The following is a 15964-nucleotide window of genomic DNA, read 5'->3' as shown; positions in this document are numbered from 1 at the left end:
TCTAAGATGTGCCTCTGTTATTGGTGCATTTCTTTCAAGAGGAATCATGTGTTTTTAAAAAGTCTGGAAATCTACGGTTTTAAATCATTTGCCGACCGTACCCGCATTGTATTTGCGGACGGAATAACAGCCCTGCTCGGCCCCAATGGATGTGGAAAAAGTAATGTTGTAGACGCAATAAAATGGGTTCTTGCCGAAAATAAATCAAAGAACCTTCGCGCAGAATCCATGGAAGACGTAATCTTTAACGGAACAGAAGCAAGACCTGCACTTTCCCTTGCCGAAGTTTCACTCACAATTGCAAACGAAAACGGACTTCTCCCTCTCGAAGACAGCGAAATTGTCATAAAAAGACGCCTCTACAGGAACGGTGAAAACCAGTATTTTATTAACGACAGACAGGTTGGAGCCACAAACATTCGCAAGCTCTTTATGGACACCGGTGTCGGTAAAGCTGCATATTCTGTCATGGAACAGGGTAAAATTGACCAGGTTCTCTCTTCCAAACCCGAAGACCGCCGCTATCTTTTTGAAGAAGCAGCAGGAATAAGCCGCAGCAAAGCAGAGGTTGCAGACGCAGAGCGCGAACTCGAAAGAACAAGGGCAAATCTTGCACAGATAGACATTGGTCTTGCAGAAACAAAGCGCAATTACGAAACGCTTAAGGTTCAGTCAGACAAGACTTCAAAGTACAGAAAACTCAACGAAGACAAGTTCAATTACGAGCTGGACATTCAACTTCTTAAGCTCAAGGACTTTACCCAGAATAAGGCAAGACATGAGCAGAGCCGCGCTGAAGCCGAAAAAAAACGCAATGCAGCCGCCGCAGAAATAGAAGAAATCTACAATACACTCAACGAAAATACCGACAAAATCAAGTCCCTCGAGGAACAGGTAAACATAAAGCAGCAGGAAGTCATTAAACTGAGTGCTGAACAAACCGGTAAAAAAGCAATGGCAAAACAGCTGCACGACCATCAGAGCCAGGTAAAAGAAGCCATTGGACAGATAGAAAACCGCATAAAAAACGTTCAGGAACGCATAGAAGAATACAACGAAGACATTGATGCTCTTAACGCCGAACTTCACGAAAAAAACAAAAAACTCGATGACATTAACAGAAATATAGACGGATTCGTACAGAACATTGACCAGTCTTCGGGACAGATTCATGAAAACGAAGCCCATATTGCAGAAAACGCACAGAAGATAAGGGCACTTGATGATGAAAGAGCCGAACTGCAGAAGCAGCTCGAAGCCATTACAGAAGACATTGTAACGGAACTTGACGCAAAACTTAAGGACGCAGGCTATTCTTCTGCAGCAAACAAAAAGGCAAAGGACGAACTGGACACAAAGCTCGAAAAAATAAAGATTTTTGCAAACGGACGCGCAAACATATTCCGCGACTTTGCAGCCCTTCCTTCGCACAGTGAAAAAGATTCTGCCGTTATGGGAACAGATGCTGTAAAGGCATTTTCTGATCTTCTTGAAATGCTCACAGACCTTTCAGAGGCACTTGAGCAGTACACAAAGACGGCTCCAAGATTCATAGATGACTTTCTGTCACCTGAAGGAATTATTACAAAAAAACGCGGCATAGATTTTTCAATCCAGGAAAACCTCAACAAGATAGACGGAATTCAAACCGAAAACGACGGTCTTGTAAAAAAGAATTCCGAACTTACAAAAAAAATCGACGAATACAAGGAAACGCTCGCAAAACTCAGAATAAACCAGGCACAGATGAGCCAGCAGATTACTTCATGCGAGCAACAGATTTCTACACTGCGCAAAACCCTTGCTTCGGAAGAAAATTCACTGCGCGAACAGCAGAACGAGCTCTTTAAAGAAAACCAGCGCAAAGAAGAGATGGATGACCAGATTGCAGAAATTGAAGAACGCATTGCAGAACTTCAGCAGCAGGGAGAATCCATTACAGCAGAACTCAACGGACTGGATGCACAGATCAAGGAATGCTACAGCAAAGTAAGCGGAAAAGAAAGCGCACTCCAGAAAAAGCAGGAAGAACGCAACAAATACCAGTCTCAGCTCGAAAAGTTCAGCGTAGACATTGTACAGAACGAAACAGAAATCAGAAACGTAAAGCAGAACTTTCAGGACAATTATTCGCGTGATCTTATGGAATTTGAAGAGCGCATGTACACAATTACAGCCTCTTCTGCTTCCCTAAAGGAAAAGCTTTCTGAAACAAAGCAGAAAATTCAGGAACTGGGCTCTGTTAACCTTATGGCTGTTGAACAGTTTGCCGAAGAAAAGGAACGCTACGAAAAGCAGCAGGCAAATTACAACGACACGCAGAAAACCCTTGAAAGTCTTGTGCGCGTAAGTGAAGAAATCAGAACAAAATCTTCGGAACTTTTTTTGGATACATACAACAAAATCAGAAGAAACTTCCACAATATGTTCAGAAGACTGTTCAACGGAGGCCGCGGTGAACTTCGTCTTGTAGACCCGACAAATGTTCTTACAAGCGGAATTGACATTTATGCACAGCCGCCGGGAAAAAAGCTCGAAAACATTTCACTGCTTTCTGGTGGTGAAAAAACAATGACAGCGGTTGCTCTTCTGTTTGCAACATACCAGGTAAGACCAAGCCCGTTCTGTCTTCTTGATGAGATTGACGCCGCCCTTGACGACAAGAATGTTTCGAGTTTTGTAAACACGCTCAGAACTTTTGCAGGAGTAAGCCAGTACATTGTCATTACACACAACAGAAAAACCGTAATGGGTGCTTCAAGTATGTTGGGAGTCACAATGGAAGAAAGCGGAATCACAAAAATTGTTCAGGTAAGGCTTGATGAAGACATGATAAACGGTCGCGCTTCCTTTGACTCGCAGGACGACTTTGTAGAAGAAGATGTTCCACCCGAAGAAGGCATTGTAATTCCGGCAAGACCGCCCCGCAGGGAACATAACCCCGACGGAACTCTGAAGGAACCACAGGCATCAGAACAAAGTCCGGCTGTTGCAGAACAGACAGAGTCTTTGCAGGAACAGAACCCGCAGAAAGAGCAGACAGATTCTTCTGGGGAACAGAGTGCCGCTGGCGAAACTGAACAGCAAGAGACGACATGAGATTACCTGACAGAATATCAGATACGGTAAAAAAACTTGCTTCCAAAAAGAGTCGGCTTCTTGTTACCGTACTGGCACTGATGGTGTTTCTATTTATAAGCGCGATGGTAATTGCCGTCGTGCAGATTCCCAAAAACCATAAAAGAACCGTTGTAATTCCGACGGCAGAGCGCTACGTTCAGACAAGGGAACTACTTGCCCCCGCTGAAAGCACTCTTACTGAAGACCACTATTTTTCAAGAATACCCGAAGACAGATGGACGCAGGAAGAAACAGACAGATACTTTACCCTTCCAGACGAAAGCGGTCTTGAAAAATTGCGGAATTCAAACAAAGAAATAATTGATTCAATCATAGGAGCTGCTCCGTGAAAAACTGCATTAAATATACGTTTACCCTGTTTCTTTCAGCACTGTTTTTTGCCTCGTGTGCATCTTCCCCAAAAAAAGAGCCGCCTGCAGAAGTCCCGCAGGAAACGTTACCGACAGAACCGGGTGCCATACAGGAACCGCCTGTTTATGAAACAACAGACACTACCACAACAGAGCCGGAACAGCAGGAAACAGAACCGGCGCTTGAGCCTGTAGAAGGAATAGACGGCTTTTTTATAACAGAACCGCTTCCTCAGGACCAGAGCGGCGAAACAGAACAATCGCAGGAACCTCTACCCGAAACAGAACCCATAGAAACAGAAATTCTTACCCCTGAAGAGGATATCACTTCAGAAAGCGCTATTACCCAACCGGAACAGTCTCTGGAAAATACCTCTGGCGAAGTACAGCCGCAACAGGAAACTCAGGCAGAACAGCCGTCTTCTGTACCTGAAACACCAGAAGAACAACAGGTTCCAGGCAGAACAGAAATACAGACAGAACAAACTACAGAAGAAACAAACGCGACAGAACAGCAGCTGCCGCAGACACAGGAAACAGATTCACAACCCGAGCAAACACCAGAAGAAAAAACAGAAAGTGCAGCCGAAGAAATAATCCCTGTTCCGTCCCGTTCAATGACAATGACAAGCGGTCAGTATCTGGACATTTCCTACCCAGGAAGCGGATGGCTTTACCTTGGCGAAGAAGACGGAAAGCAGCTGTTCAGATACTTTGGCAGAAAAATCGGAACAACGGATACTTCATTTACACTACGCTCAAGAAATGAAGGAACAACCCTTCTTCACTTCAGTAAAACAGACACCCTTACAGGAGACATAATAGACGACTGGCTTGAAGTTACGGTCAAAGGAAAAAACGCAACGCAGAAACACGCGCAGGCTCCTTCATATGCACAGGCTGTTCCGCCAAGACCGGCACGAAAGTCAAATACAGTTCAGGAAGAAACCGCTTCTGAAACACAGCAGGCAGTTTCACAAAGCACTCCTTCCCGAGAAGACAAAAATACTTCTAAAAATACCGCCGGCACCGTACAAAATACCACTGCCCCAAAAAAGACAATTCCAGAGCCAGATACAACCGTGCAGCCACAGCAGAATTCATCTTCGCAGAAAGGAGACTCCGGTACAACAATAATCCAGACTTCGGAATCGGCTCCTGAAGAAGACATTTCTGTAGAAACAGTTCCATCTGAAGTTATGGAAAGTACATTTTCAGAAATCGAAGAAGACTCACCTCTTACGGCAGAAGACTACCTTTCGCTTGCAAAAAATTCGTTTGACTCAAAAGATTATGTTCAGACACTGCGGTACCTGGACTCGTTCTTTGAAAAGGCAACGTCAAAAATAGACGAAGGACTTTTTCTTAAAGGGCAGGTTCTTGAAACAAATTCCCAGGTAAGGGACATAAAGAATGCACTTGCTGCCTACGAAACGATTGTAAGGGAATACCCGCAGAGTACAGACTGGAACAGTGCACGCGAAAGAATCACCTACCTTAAGAAATTCTATTTCAATATAAGGTAATTGAAGTAATGCAGAATTTGTTATATATTGAATACTAATTGAATAATCAGAGGAAAAGAATGTTAGACTATAAGTTTATTAAAGACAATCTTGAAGCTGTCAAACAAAACATAGCAAACAGAAACATGGTAGCAGACGCTGATCTGGTAGTAACACTTTACGATGAGCGAACAACACTTGTTACGGAACTTCAGAACCTGCAGCAGAAAAGAAACGCAAATGCCGCTGCAATGAAGCAGAAGCTTGACGCAGAAACAAGACAGAAATACATTGACGAAGGAAAGTCCCTCAAAGATTCCATCTCTGAAACAGAATCAAAACTTGCAGACATAGAAACAAAACTCGACGAAGCAGCCCGCAAGATTCCGAATATGGCAAACCCTGCTGCTCCTGTAGGAAAAGTTGACACAGAAAATCTTGAAGTAAAAAAAGTTGGAACACCGCGCAAGTTCGAGTTTAAGCCCAAGGATCACGTTCAGTTGGGTGAATCACTTGACCTTATTGACTTTGACCGCGGAACAAAAGTTTCGGGCCCCAAGTTCTACTACCTCAAGAATGAAGCTGTTTTCCTTGAACAGGCACTCATTATGTATGCTCTCAATACTTTAAGAAAGCACGGCTTTACTACATTCATTACACCGGACGTAGCAAAGGAAGAAATTCTTAAGGGAATAGGATTCAATCCGCGCGGAAACGAAAGCAACGTATATACACTTGAAGAAGAAGGAACCTGCCTTGTTGCAACAGCAGAAATTACACTCGGCGGTTACCATTCCGGCGAAATTCTTGACAAGTCAAAGCTTCCTCTTTTCTACTGCGGACTTTCACACTGTTTCAGAAGGGAAGCAGGCGCTGCGGGACACTTTAGCAAAGGTCTTTACAGAGTACACCAGTTTGACAAGGTAGAAATGTTCGTTTACTGTCTGCCCGAGCAGAGCAACGATTTGCACGAAAAACTTCGTCTTATTGAAGAAGAAATTTTTGAAGGACTGGGACTTCCGTTCCGCGTAGTAGATACATGTACAGGAGACCTTGGTGCACCTGCATACAGAAAGTGGGATCTTGAAGCATGGATGCCCGGAAGATCTGACGCAGAACACCCCGACGGAGACTACGGTGAAGTAACTTCTACTTCAAACTGTACAGACTACCAGGCAAGACGCCTTAACGTAAAGTACCATGATGATGATGGAAAGAACAAGTACGTGCACATGCTCAACGGAACTGCAATTGCTGTAGGACGCGCAATGCTTGCAATTCTTGAAAACTACCAGAATGCCGACGGTTCAATTACAGTACCTGAAGTTCTTGTACCTTACTGCGGATTCGACAAAATCGGTCCGAAAACAGACTCAACTTCTCCGCTGTACCGCACCGCAAAGGCCGGCAAATAATTAAAAAAGGCTCCATAATGAATAAACCGACAAACTTTGCAAGATCCATTTTTCTTCTTCTGTTATTTGTCTCTTTCATTATGGTTGCCGCTGTTCTGAAGCTCACGTCATCGTTTTTTATTCCGCTTACGGTGGCGGTGCTTTTGTCTTTTGTTTTCTACCCTTTTGTAAAAAGAATGAATTCCGTCCATATTCCGTGGATTATAGGAATTCTTATAATTGTTTTTATTGCAATGATTTCCTTTTTTGTCGTAGGAAATCTTCTTGTAGCAAGTCTCAAGACAATCCTGAGCACCTACCCAAAGTACGAAACGCGTTTTCTGGGGCTTTACGAATTTCTGGCGCAGACATTCAAGCTGCCTTTTGACGAAAATTCTTCGCTTTTTGCAAACCTGTGGAGTTCCCTTGGTGTAAGAACCACGGTACAGAACTGGGCAATTTCTTTGAGCAACTATATGATTTCGGGCGCAAAAGTTATTCTGATGATTGCGCTTTTTGTAATTTTTCTTCTTATTGAACTCAGGGGAATGCATTCAAAGGTAAAAACAGCATTCAAGGAAGAAGGAACCAGCCGCAAGCTTATGTTCATTGCAACAAAAATAATTGCAGAAGTTACGAGGTACATTTCAATAAAGTTTACAATTTCTCTCATTACCGGTGTTCTGGTATTTCTTTCTACTTCTGTAATAAAGATGGACTTTCCCATAATCTGGGGTTTTCTTGCATTTATTCTGAACTTTATTCCAAACTTCGGCTCGATTATTTCGTGGCTGGTAACAACAATGTTTGCACTCCTTCAGTTTTACCCGCAGTGGGGATACGCAATTTATGTTGCGGCTGCAGTTCTTGCAATAAACATGATTTTGGGTAACATTGTCGAACCAAGATGGGCAGGTTCTGACCTTGGAATATCACCTTTTATTATTCTTGTGGGACTTTCACTCTGGGGCTGGATGTGGGGTTTTATAGGAATGATTCTTTCTGTTCCGCTTCTGGTAATAATCAAAATTATTTGCGAAAACATAGAATTCCTTAAACCGATTGCGGTTCTTTTGGGAAACGGTTCGGACCGCAGCAAAAAACGCCGGACGCACATTCCTTTCTTTAACAAAAAAAATCATGCAGCAGGAACAGAAACCGCGGTTCAGGAAACAGACGCTTAAAGGCTCTATTCCAGTTTTTTTCCGGAAAGGCGCTCGTACAAAAAGCGGTCGTCTTCTTTTTTAAGGCCGTCAAATTTGAGCGAAATGCACGAACGGCCGCTTTCACTGTCATCTGAATAAACTTTTTCTACTTCGCACTGAACGTCTATTATTCTTTTTAACAGACGGCTTGAAGAAAGTGCAAATGTCATTGAAAGAAGATATGTTTCGCCGCATGAAAGGGATGCACATTCCCCTTCTGCACAAAGAACAATTCTTGAAGTATCAACGTAGATTATTCCAAACGGACGGCATCTTCCTTCTATTGCAGGCGGAAGGGACAGATTTCTCTGCGTAAGAAAACGGACGACATTTATAAGCTGCAGTCCGTTTCCTACAGGAGCAGAAAGGCCGCTTTTTACTTCTGACACGAATTTTTCAAGCAGTTTTTTTGCAGCTTTCTGCACTTCTGTTTCTATAGAGTCCCATCTGGGCTGGACAAAAAGGTCGTATCCGGCTTCGGGAATGCATTCAAGTGTCACGCTTTTTGTTCCCGAAGAAAAGGAAAGTGTCGCGCTGAAGTCATAGTTGCATTTTACAATAACATCAGGAACGCGCTTTATGCTTGACGGAACAACGATGGCCAGCCCCTGTGAGCATTCTTTCATTGTCGTAATAAAATAAAGTCCCAGGTGGTTGAAGTAAAACTGAACGCGCACGGTCTTTCCCAAAAAAGGCTGAACAGAACGCACCTGGTTTTTAAGAAGAATTATACCTTTGTCCAGAACGGTTATCTGCTGTGAAGGAATGGCTACAGGAAAAACAGCGCTTGCCGGAACCCGCTCGTCGGCAGAAGGAAGTTCGGTTTTGTTTTCGGAAAGCTCGGTTTCGGTCATAAGAGGCTTTTCTTCTAGCGTAATGGTAAGAGGCACATTGTCGTCCCTCAAATACTGAAGAACAAGTTCCCTTTCAATTCCCGTAAGTTCTTTTTCCTGATTCATAACTTCCCCTGCAAAAATATCTGTCATTAACGGCTGTTTGAAGTGTCCATAAACGAAATCTGGTCTACTTCCCACGACGCTTCTGATTTTTTTAGAAAAATATAAACATCTGTGTGCGGCGCAAGATAAGAAACACTTTCTTCCTGTGAAGTAAAAAAGCGCACCGGACACTGATAAATTCCGTCCTGAACAAAAGGTTTTCCTATCACATACCTTGAAAATACAGTTTCTTCTTCAAAAAGGCGCGCCAAATCATAGCGGAACATTACAAGCGAATATACATCACCTTCTGCCATAAAAGAGTCTGCCCCTTCACCCGAAACAAGTGCACTGCAGAACGCATTGAGTGTTTCAAGAGCCTGTGTATCGTAAAGGGAAGTATCAAGGCTTGCAAAACCGCGTATATAAGGTGGCAAAGGCGGATATTTCTGCCGATCTGAAGAAACGGCGGCACTGTAAGGCGTAGTTTTTACACTTTTTGAAACACCGTCTGCACCGATAACTTTCTGTTTGAGAAAGTCCCCCTGCAGTTCTTCTGACCAGACGACATTTTGTGCCATGGAATCAGAAACAGTGCGCAAGGTTTCGGCAGTCCGAACAGAAGAAACCTGTGCCGGATTTGAGCAGGAGAAAAAGAGTGACAAAAGAAAAGCTGCAGAAAATAACTTTAAAATGCGCATTACAACTATTATAACACAATACAGGTAAAAAAGATAGTTCAACAGCGTATACCTTGAAAAAAACAGTGTTAAACAGTAAAATAAGTTATACTTATATTCAAATCTGTAGAGGTATAAAAATGTCTTTGACTCTAGCCGAAAAAATAATCCAGAAACACATTGTAAGCGCAGCCTCGGGCTTTGTTCCGGGAACTCCGGTTAAACGCGGGGACGACATTGCAATCAGAATAGACCAGACTCTTACACAGGACGCAACAGGAACCATGGCCTATCTTCAGTTCGAGACAATAGGTGTACCGCGCGTCAAGACAGAAGTAAGTGTAAGCTATGTAGACCACAATACCCTTCAGACTGACTTCAAAAACCATGACGACCACCGCTACCTCCAGTCTGTAGCTGCAAAATACGGTCTGTATTATTCAAGACCCGGCAACGGCGTCTGCCATCAGGTTCACATTGAGCACTTCGGAAAGCCGGGAAAGACACTTCTTGGTTCTGACAGCCATACTCCTACAGGCGGCGGAATAGGAATGATTGCCATTGGTGCAGGCGGAATTGACGTTGCCGTAGCTATGGGCGGCGGTGCTTTCCATCTTGCCATGCCCAAAATTTTTGGTGTAAAACTTACCGGAACTCTCAAAAAGGGTGTCGGAGCAAAAGATATTATTCTTGAAGTACTGCGCAGGGAAACCGTAAAAGGCGGCGTTGGTGCAATTTACGAATATTTTGGCGAAGGAGTAGAAAGCCTTACTGTTCCGCAGCGTGCAACAGTTACTAACATGGGTGCCGAACTGGGTGCAACAACTTCTGTATTCCCGTCTGACGCTACAACAAAAAAATTCCTTGAAAGCATGGGACGTGCTGCTGACTGGACAGAACTTAAGGCAGATGAAGGTGCTGTTTACGACAAGATTATAGAAATCAATCTTTCAGAACTTAGTGCCCTTGCTGCCTGCCCGAATTCACCGGATGCAGTAAAAAAAGTTGCTGAACTTTCACAGACAAAGGTTACACAGGTTGCAATAGGAAGCTGCACAAACTCTTCACTTGATGACCTTGCCGCTGTTGCCGCCATTGTAAAGGGAAAACATATTGCACCGGGTGTAGAAGCAGGAATTGCTCCTGGAAGCCGCACTACACTTCTTATGGCAGACAAAGCCGGAATTCTGGGAGACCTGATACGTGCAGGATTCAGAATTCTTGAAAGCGCCTGCGGACCGTGTATCGGAATGGGATTTGCCCCGAACTCAGAAGGCGTTTCACTGCGTACATTCAACAGAAACTTCAAGGGCCGCTCGGGAACAGCAGATGCAGGCATCTATCTTGTAAGCCCCGAAACAGCCGCAGCAAGTGCTATTACAGGTTACATAACAGACGCTTCGACACTGGACTACGAAGACCCGTCATATACATCTTCAGGAAGGGTTTCTCTTCTTGACGGAACATCGGACCGCCTTTCTTCTGAAGAAATCCGCATGGACGCACAGGATGAAGGTCTTCTTATTGCACCGCTCGATCCCACGGAAGCTGCAAAAGTAGAAATTGTACGCGGACCAAACATCAAGGCATGCCCACCGTGCAAGAGCTGTGAAGACAACCTTAAGCTTCCTGTTCTTCTTAAGGCTGGAAACAATGTTTCTACTGATGACATTATGCCTGCAGGAACAAAGGTTCTTCCGTTCCGCTCGAATATTCCTGAAATAAGCAAATTTACATACGAAAGACTTGATTCTGAATTCTACAACAAGGCTGCTGCAATAAACATGTCGGGCTGTTTTGTTATAGGAGGAGAAAACTTCGGACAGGGTTCAAGCAGGGAACACGCCGCACTCGGACCAATGTACCTTGGTGTACGTGCTGTAATTACAAAGAGTTTTGCCAGAATCCACAAGGCAAATCTTATAAACTACGGAATTATTCCCGTTACATTTGAAGATCCTGCAGATTATGACAAGATTTCTGACGGAGACACACTTGAAATCACCGGAATCTTTGAAAGCCTTAAAAAAGCACTTCCGTTCAACATCTGCGTACACACAAAGAACGGTGACTTTAATATAAAGGGTGTAAATGACATGGCAGAACGTTCAAGAAACATTCTTCTTGCAGGCGGACTTGCCAGTTATACAAAGGCCGGCGGTCAGTAAGATAAGTTCAATACTTTGCTGAAAGTAAAGTATTGAAATTGGGAGACATTTGGAATATGGAAAACATTCATAATCTTATGGAAGAAACAGTTCTGTCTCATGTAAACGATCTTTACGACCAGGCCAAGGCAAGAAATGCAGCATGGCTTACCTGCGACTGCAAAAACTGCCGTCTTGATACGGCAAGTTATGTTCTTAACAGAATACCGCCGCGCTATGTGGTAAGCGGCCGCGGAGTAACGTACAGCAATGCCTTTCTTAACGGAAACAGCCAGGTTTCTGCCGACATTGACAAACTTGTTATTGAAGGAATGAAGATTATAAATTCGGCAAAACGTCCATACCACAGGGAACAGAGAATCAATATGGCGCCGTCTGTTAAGCCCGAAACTTTTGCCTTTCATTTTCCTGTATTTGAAGGAAATATTCTGGACGGACAGACGTTTGAACCGCTTGCAGGCGCACAGGTAAAACTGAACCTTAACGGAAGTGCCGTAAAAATGATGGACATTACATGGCCCAATCCCTGTTCAACTTACGGAACAACAAAAGGAACATACACTTTCTGGGCTGTTCCGGTTGAAGCAGAATCTGAAGGGCTTGTAAAGAAATTCAATTTTTCTATACACGTTGAATCTGAAGGCTACTGCCCTGCTGACTGTATTTTTACTGTTCCCGTAACAAGTGAAACTAACGAAAAGCGCGATTTGGATTCAACTTACAGCGTAAAAATAAAGGATATCTTTCTGTTCAGAAAAGGTACAGAAGATGAAAATGAAGACAATTTCTGATAAAACGGAGGCAATATGGAATCTAAGGAAAACACAGTAACAGTATACAGGGCTTCTGCCGACGACAAGCGCAAATTCTTAAGCAGAACATACGCATGGATGGGACTTGCCCTTGTTTTGAGTGCAGTCTGTGCCTATGCGGCTGCAGTTTCCCCGGCAATTTTTAACCTTATCTGGGGAAGAGGCGCAATCGGATTTATTATTTTGGCTGTTGCCGAACTTGCTGTTGTATGGATTTTTTCTGCAACGATAAGAAAAATGTCTGTTGGAGGAGCAATTTTCTGCTTTATCCTGTATTCTGTTATTAACGGCCTTACACTTTCTTCAATATTTTTTGCATACCACATAAATACAATCGCTTACTGTTTTTTGGGTGCGGCTGTAATGTTCGGGGCAATGAGCATTTACGGTTCTGTTACAAAGTCCAGTCTTGCTTCTGCGGGACACTATCTTATGATGGGTCTTATCGGGGTTATTCTGGTTTCTGTAATAAATATGCTGGTTACTTTTATTCTTAAGATGAGCCTGGGCTGGGTTGAATGGCTTATTTCGCTTGCGACCGTTGTAATTTTTACCGGTCTTACAGCCTTTGACTCGCAAAAGATTCTTAAGGCTGCAAACAGAGCCGACAGTTCAGATGCATACAAAAAACTTGCAATTTACGGAGCCCTTGAGCTTTACCTTGACTTTATAAACATATTCCTTTCACTTCTGAGACTTTTTGGAAGAAACCGCGATTAAGATGGATTTTGCTTTTATAAAAGAAGTCATTCCGCTGTATATTCAGGCCGCAATTCTTACTATAAAAATAGGCGTAGTGGGAATTCTGCTTTCTACACTGGTGGGACTTGTCTGTGCCGTTATAAGATACTGGAAAGTGCCTGTTTTACGGGTTATAGTCAGAATCTACACGGAACTTTCGCGCAATACACCGCTTTTGATTCAGCTTTTTTTCCTTTACTTTGCCCTTCCGCGGCTTGGAATAAAACTCAGTTCGGAGCAGTGCGCTGTTATTGGCCTTACTTTTCTTGGCGGAAGTTACATGGCCGAAACATTCAGAAGTTCCCTTGAAACAGTGGGAAAAAATCAGATTGAAAGCGGAGAATGCATTGGACTTACGCGGCTGCAGATTGTAAGATACGTTGTTCTTCCGCAGGCAGTGGCTGTTTCTGTACCAGGAGTCTGTGCAAACATGATGTTTCTTATAAAAGAGACGTCCATGTTCAGCGCGGTGGCTCTTGCAGACCTTATGTATGTGGCAAAAGATCTTATTGGCCTTTACTACAAGACAGAAGAAGCGCTTGCTCTTCTTGTAATTGCATATTTTATTATTCTGCTGCCGGTAACAGCCGCAAGTGCCTGGGCAGAAAGGAGACTTAGACATGGACAGTTCGGGAATGCTTGACAGTATAAAAGAGGCGTTCGGGGTGTTGTTCATGGGTCGCAATTTTGCAAGGCTTATGGGCGGACTCTGGGTTACAATAAGCATTGCTGCAGTTTCTGTAGCGCTTTCACTTGTTCTGGGATTTATTGTTGGAATTATCATGACGTCGAAGAACAAAATTGTGCGGGCAGTATGCAGAGTTTACCTTGAGTTTATGCGCATTATGCCACAGCTGGTTCTTCTTTTTCTGGCGTACTTCGGTATAACAAGGGCTTTCGGTATTTCACTTTCGGGCGAAGCGGCTTCTGTTCTTGTCTTTACGCTCTGGGGAACGGCAGAAATGGGTGACCTTGTAAGAGGTGCACTTGAGTCAATGCCGTCACACCAGTATGAAAGCGCACGTGCACTGGGCCTCACTGAAAGCCAGATTTTTGTTTACATAATAATTCCGCAGACAATAAGAAGACTTGTTCCGCTTTCGATGAACCTTATTACAAGAATGATTAAAACTACTTCACTTGTAGTATTTGTGGGTGTAATTGAAGTGGTAAAAATTGGACAGCAGATTATTGAAGCAAACAGAATTTCGGTTCCGACGGCTTCCATTGCAATTTATTCTGTTATTTTCATGATGTATTTTGCAGTGTGCTGGCCGCTTTCTTTTGCCGCAGACAGACTCGAAAAAAAATTGAAATAGATTTTCTGACAATGGAGCTTAAAATATGGCGCTGCTTGAAATAATTGACGTAAAAAAAGATTTTCGCGAGGCAGGAGGAATTCTAAAAGGAGTTTCTCTTTCTGTAGAACGCGGCGAAGTTGTTGTTATACTGGGACCTTCGGGCTGCGGAAAAAGCACGCTTCTCAGATGCATAAACGGTCTTGAGTCCATTCAGGGCGGAACAATTTCGCTTGACGGTGAAGTAATAAGCAATCGCACGAAGGAAATGCATCTTATAAGACAGAAAGTGGGCATGGTTTTTCAAAGCTATGATTTGTTCCCGCACATGACGGTTCTGCAAAACATTCTGCTTGGACCAATGAAAGCACAGAAACGCAGTCGCAATGAAGTTGAATCAGAAGCAGAAGCTCTTTTAAAGCGCGTCGGGCTTTATGAAAAAAAGGACGCCTACCCCAGACAGCTTTCGGGCGGCCAGAAACAGCGTGTGGCTATTGTAAGGGCACTGTGCATGCACCCGCAGGTTATGCTTTTTGACGAAGTTACTGCAGCCCTTGACCCCGAGATGGTAAGGGAAGTACTTGATGTAATGATTGAACTTGCAAAGGAAGGCCAGACAATGCTTATTGTAACCCACCAGCTGGAATTTGCACGCGCTGTTGCAGACAAGATTGTCTTTATTGATGACGGACTCATTGTCGAAGAAGACACGCCGGAACAGTTCTTTAACAATCCCAGAACAGAGCGCGCAAGAAAGTTTTTGAGTGCCTTTATGTTTGACAGAATTGAAGCAAAAAAATAGTTTTACCGGATCCTGAAATTTGTAAAAAAAAATCTGCATTTTTGGTTGACATTTTCCTACTATTCCGATATGTTATTTCCAAGAGGTGAAACTTATGAAAAAAAACATTTTCAGGACATTATCGGTAGTCGTTGCAGCAGCTGCAGTCCTTACAGGATGCGCTTCAAAAAATTCAGCCAATGGACGCACCGTTGAGCAGATAAAAAAGAGCGGAAAAGTTGTTATTGCAGTATTCAGTGACAAAAAGCCTTTTGGTTACGTTGACGAAAACGGACTCTACCGTGGATACGACGTTTACTTTGGTGACAGGATTGCAAAGGATCTTGGCGTTAAGGTTGAATACGTTCCTGTTGAAGCCGCCAGCCGTGTTGAAGTTCTAGCCACAGGAAAAGTAGACATTGTTCTTGCAAACTTTACACGCACTCCCGAGCGCGCAGAAAAAGTTGACTTTGCACTTCCCTACATGAAGGTCGCACTTGGTGTAGTTTCCCCGGAAGCAGCACTTATTGAAAAGCCAGAAGACCTTTTTGGAAAGAAGCTTATCATAAGCAAGGGAACAACTGCAGAAACTTACTTTACAAAGAATTATCCCGAAGTTGAACTGCTTAAGTTTGACCAGTACAGCGAAGCCTACAACGCTCTTGTAGACGGAAGAGGCGCTGCCATGTCTACTGACAATACTGAAGTCCTTGCATGGGCACTTGAAAACCCCGGATTCAAGGTTGGAATTGAGTCTCTCGGAAGTCTTGATGCAATTGCTCCTGCCGTTCAGAAAGGAAACAAGAGTCTTCTTGACTGGATTAACAATGAAATTGTTTCACTTGCCGAAGAGAAGTTCTTTCACGCTGACTATGAAGAAACACTCAGACCCGTTTACGGGGCTGCAGCAGATGCAGACAATCTTGTTGTAGAAGGCGGACAGATGTAATT

14 protein-coding genes are annotated in these 15964 nt (G+C 43.5%); 12 read left to right on the top strand and 2 right to left on the bottom strand.

All coding sequences use genetic code 11. The annotated features are described in order from the left end of the window. The first annotated feature begins 48 nt into the window (after positions 1–48). From IWA51_RS05600 to IWA51_RS05580, 5 genes are read left to right on the top strand one after another with little or no spacing between them, the layout of a single operon-like run. On the top strand, positions 49–3099 hold the full coding sequence (locus tag IWA51_RS05600; protein WP_198443534.1) for a chromosome segregation SMC family protein: 3051 nt from the start codon (positions 49–51) through the stop codon (positions 3097–3099). After that, on the top strand, positions 3096–3470 hold the full coding sequence (locus tag IWA51_RS05595; RefSeq protein WP_198443533.1) for a hypothetical protein: 375 nt from the start codon (positions 3096–3098) through the stop codon (positions 3468–3470). The genes IWA51_RS05600 and IWA51_RS05595 overlap by 4 nt, the downstream gene beginning before the upstream one ends. Next, the gene (locus IWA51_RS05590; protein WP_198443532.1) at positions 3467–5017 is read left to right on the top strand and encodes a hypothetical protein; all 1551 of its coding nucleotides are present in this window, start codon (positions 3467–3469) and stop codon (positions 5015–5017) included. Before IWA51_RS05595 ends, IWA51_RS05590 begins: the two co-directional genes overlap by 4 nt. A 59-nt stretch (positions 5018–5076) precedes the next feature. Beyond that, positions 5077–6411, top strand: coding sequence for a serine--tRNA ligase (gene serS, locus IWA51_RS05585; protein WP_177527889.1), 1335 nt, complete (start codon positions 5077–5079; stop codon positions 6409–6411). A 17-nt stretch (positions 6412–6428) separates the two neighbouring features. Beyond that, entirely contained in the window at positions 6429–7574 is a 1146-nt protein-coding gene (locus IWA51_RS05580) for an AI-2E family transporter (protein WP_198443531.1), read from the top strand. A 5-nt stretch (positions 7575–7579) separates the two neighbouring features. Here IWA51_RS05580 and IWA51_RS05575 read toward each other — a convergent pair whose 3' ends face one another. Both IWA51_RS05575 and IWA51_RS05570 read right to left on the bottom strand, forming a co-directional pair. Further along, positions 7580–8554, bottom strand: a complete 975-nt coding sequence (locus tag IWA51_RS05575; protein ID WP_198443530.1) for a hypothetical protein — start codon at positions 8552–8554, stop codon at positions 7580–7582. A 26-nt stretch (positions 8555–8580) separates the two neighbouring features. After that, a complete protein-coding gene (locus IWA51_RS05570) occupies positions 8581–9234 on the bottom strand; it encodes a hypothetical protein (protein ID WP_198443529.1) in 654 nt (217 codons plus the stop codon). Between the two features lie 119 nt (positions 9235–9353). Between IWA51_RS05570 and IWA51_RS05565 the strand changes: the two genes are divergently transcribed. The 7 genes from IWA51_RS05565 (at position 9354) to IWA51_RS05535 (ending at position 15962) form a co-directional block, all read left to right on the top strand. Continuing rightward, positions 9354–11381, top strand: a complete 2028-nt coding sequence (locus IWA51_RS05565; protein ID WP_198443528.1) for an aconitate hydratase — start codon at positions 9354–9356, stop codon at positions 11379–11381. A 56-nt stretch (positions 11382–11437) separates the two neighbouring features. After that, complete coding sequence (locus IWA51_RS05560; protein ID WP_198443527.1) at positions 11438–12172, top strand: late competence development ComFB family protein; 735 nt, start codon at positions 11438–11440, stop codon at positions 12170–12172. A gap of 15 nt (positions 12173–12187) precedes the next feature. After that, positions 12188–12913 (top strand): Bax inhibitor-1/YccA family protein, encoded by a 726-nt coding sequence (locus tag IWA51_RS05555; RefSeq protein WP_177527883.1) that lies wholly within the window; start codon positions 12188–12190, stop codon positions 12911–12913. A 1-nt stretch (position 12914) separates the two neighbouring features. Continuing rightward, positions 12915–13577, top strand: a complete 663-nt coding sequence (locus IWA51_RS05550; protein ID WP_177527882.1) for an amino acid ABC transporter permease — start codon at positions 12915–12917, stop codon at positions 13575–13577. Next, a complete protein-coding gene (locus IWA51_RS05545) occupies positions 13555–14253 on the top strand; it encodes an amino acid ABC transporter permease (RefSeq protein ID WP_177527881.1) in 699 nt (232 codons plus the stop codon). The genes IWA51_RS05550 and IWA51_RS05545 overlap by 23 nt, the downstream gene beginning before the upstream one ends. A gap of 25 nt (positions 14254–14278) precedes the next feature. Then, a complete protein-coding gene (locus IWA51_RS05540; protein ID WP_198443526.1) occupies positions 14279–15034 on the top strand; it encodes an amino acid ABC transporter ATP-binding protein in 756 nt (251 codons plus the stop codon). 94 nt (positions 15035–15128) lie between these two features. Next, the gene (locus tag IWA51_RS05535) at positions 15129–15962 is read left to right on the top strand and encodes a cysteine ABC transporter substrate-binding protein (protein ID WP_198443525.1); all 834 of its coding nucleotides are present in this window, start codon (positions 15129–15131) and stop codon (positions 15960–15962) included. Positions 15963–15964: the final 2 nt, after the last annotated feature.

Origin of the sequence: Treponema peruense (assembly GCF_016117655.1) — a bacterium.
Classification (GTDB): Bacteria; Spirochaetota; Spirochaetia; order Treponematales; family Treponemataceae; genus Treponema_D; species Treponema_D peruense.
The sequence above is the reverse complement of the archived record's forward strand: the minus strand, read 5'-3'. Positions and strand labels throughout refer to the sequence as shown.

Coding starts and splice junctions, on each gene's coding strand:
- IWA51_RS05595 (WP_198443533.1), top strand. CDS start 3,096: ATGAGATTACCTGACAGAATATCAGATACGGTAAAAAAACTTGCTTCC.
- serS (WP_177527889.1), top strand. CDS start 5,077: ATGTTAGACTATAAGTTTATTAAAGACAATCTTGAAGCTGTCAAACAA.
- IWA51_RS05580 (WP_198443531.1), top strand. CDS start 6,429: ATGAATAAACCGACAAACTTTGCAAGATCCATTTTTCTTCTTCTGTTA.
- IWA51_RS05575 (WP_198443530.1), bottom strand. CDS start 8,554: ATGAATCAGGAAAAAGAACTTACGGGAATTGAAAGGGAACTTGTTCTT.
- IWA51_RS05570 (WP_198443529.1), bottom strand. CDS start 9,234: ATGCGCATTTTAAAGTTATTTTCTGCAGCTTTTCTTTTGTCACTCTTT.
- IWA51_RS05565 (WP_198443528.1), top strand. CDS start 9,354: ATGTCTTTGACTCTAGCCGAAAAAATAATCCAGAAACACATTGTAAGC.
- IWA51_RS05560 (WP_198443527.1), top strand. CDS start 11,438: ATGGAAAACATTCATAATCTTATGGAAGAAACAGTTCTGTCTCATGTA.
- IWA51_RS05555 (WP_177527883.1), top strand. CDS start 12,188: ATGGAATCTAAGGAAAACACAGTAACAGTATACAGGGCTTCTGCCGAC.
- IWA51_RS05550 (WP_177527882.1), top strand. CDS start 12,915: ATGGATTTTGCTTTTATAAAAGAAGTCATTCCGCTGTATATTCAGGCC.
- IWA51_RS05545 (WP_177527881.1), top strand. CDS start 13,555: ATGGACAGTTCGGGAATGCTTGACAGTATAAAAGAGGCGTTCGGGGTG.
- IWA51_RS05540 (WP_198443526.1), top strand. CDS start 14,279: ATGGCGCTGCTTGAAATAATTGACGTAAAAAAAGATTTTCGCGAGGCA.
- IWA51_RS05535 (WP_198443525.1), top strand. CDS start 15,129: ATGAAAAAAAACATTTTCAGGACATTATCGGTAGTCGTTGCAGCAGCT.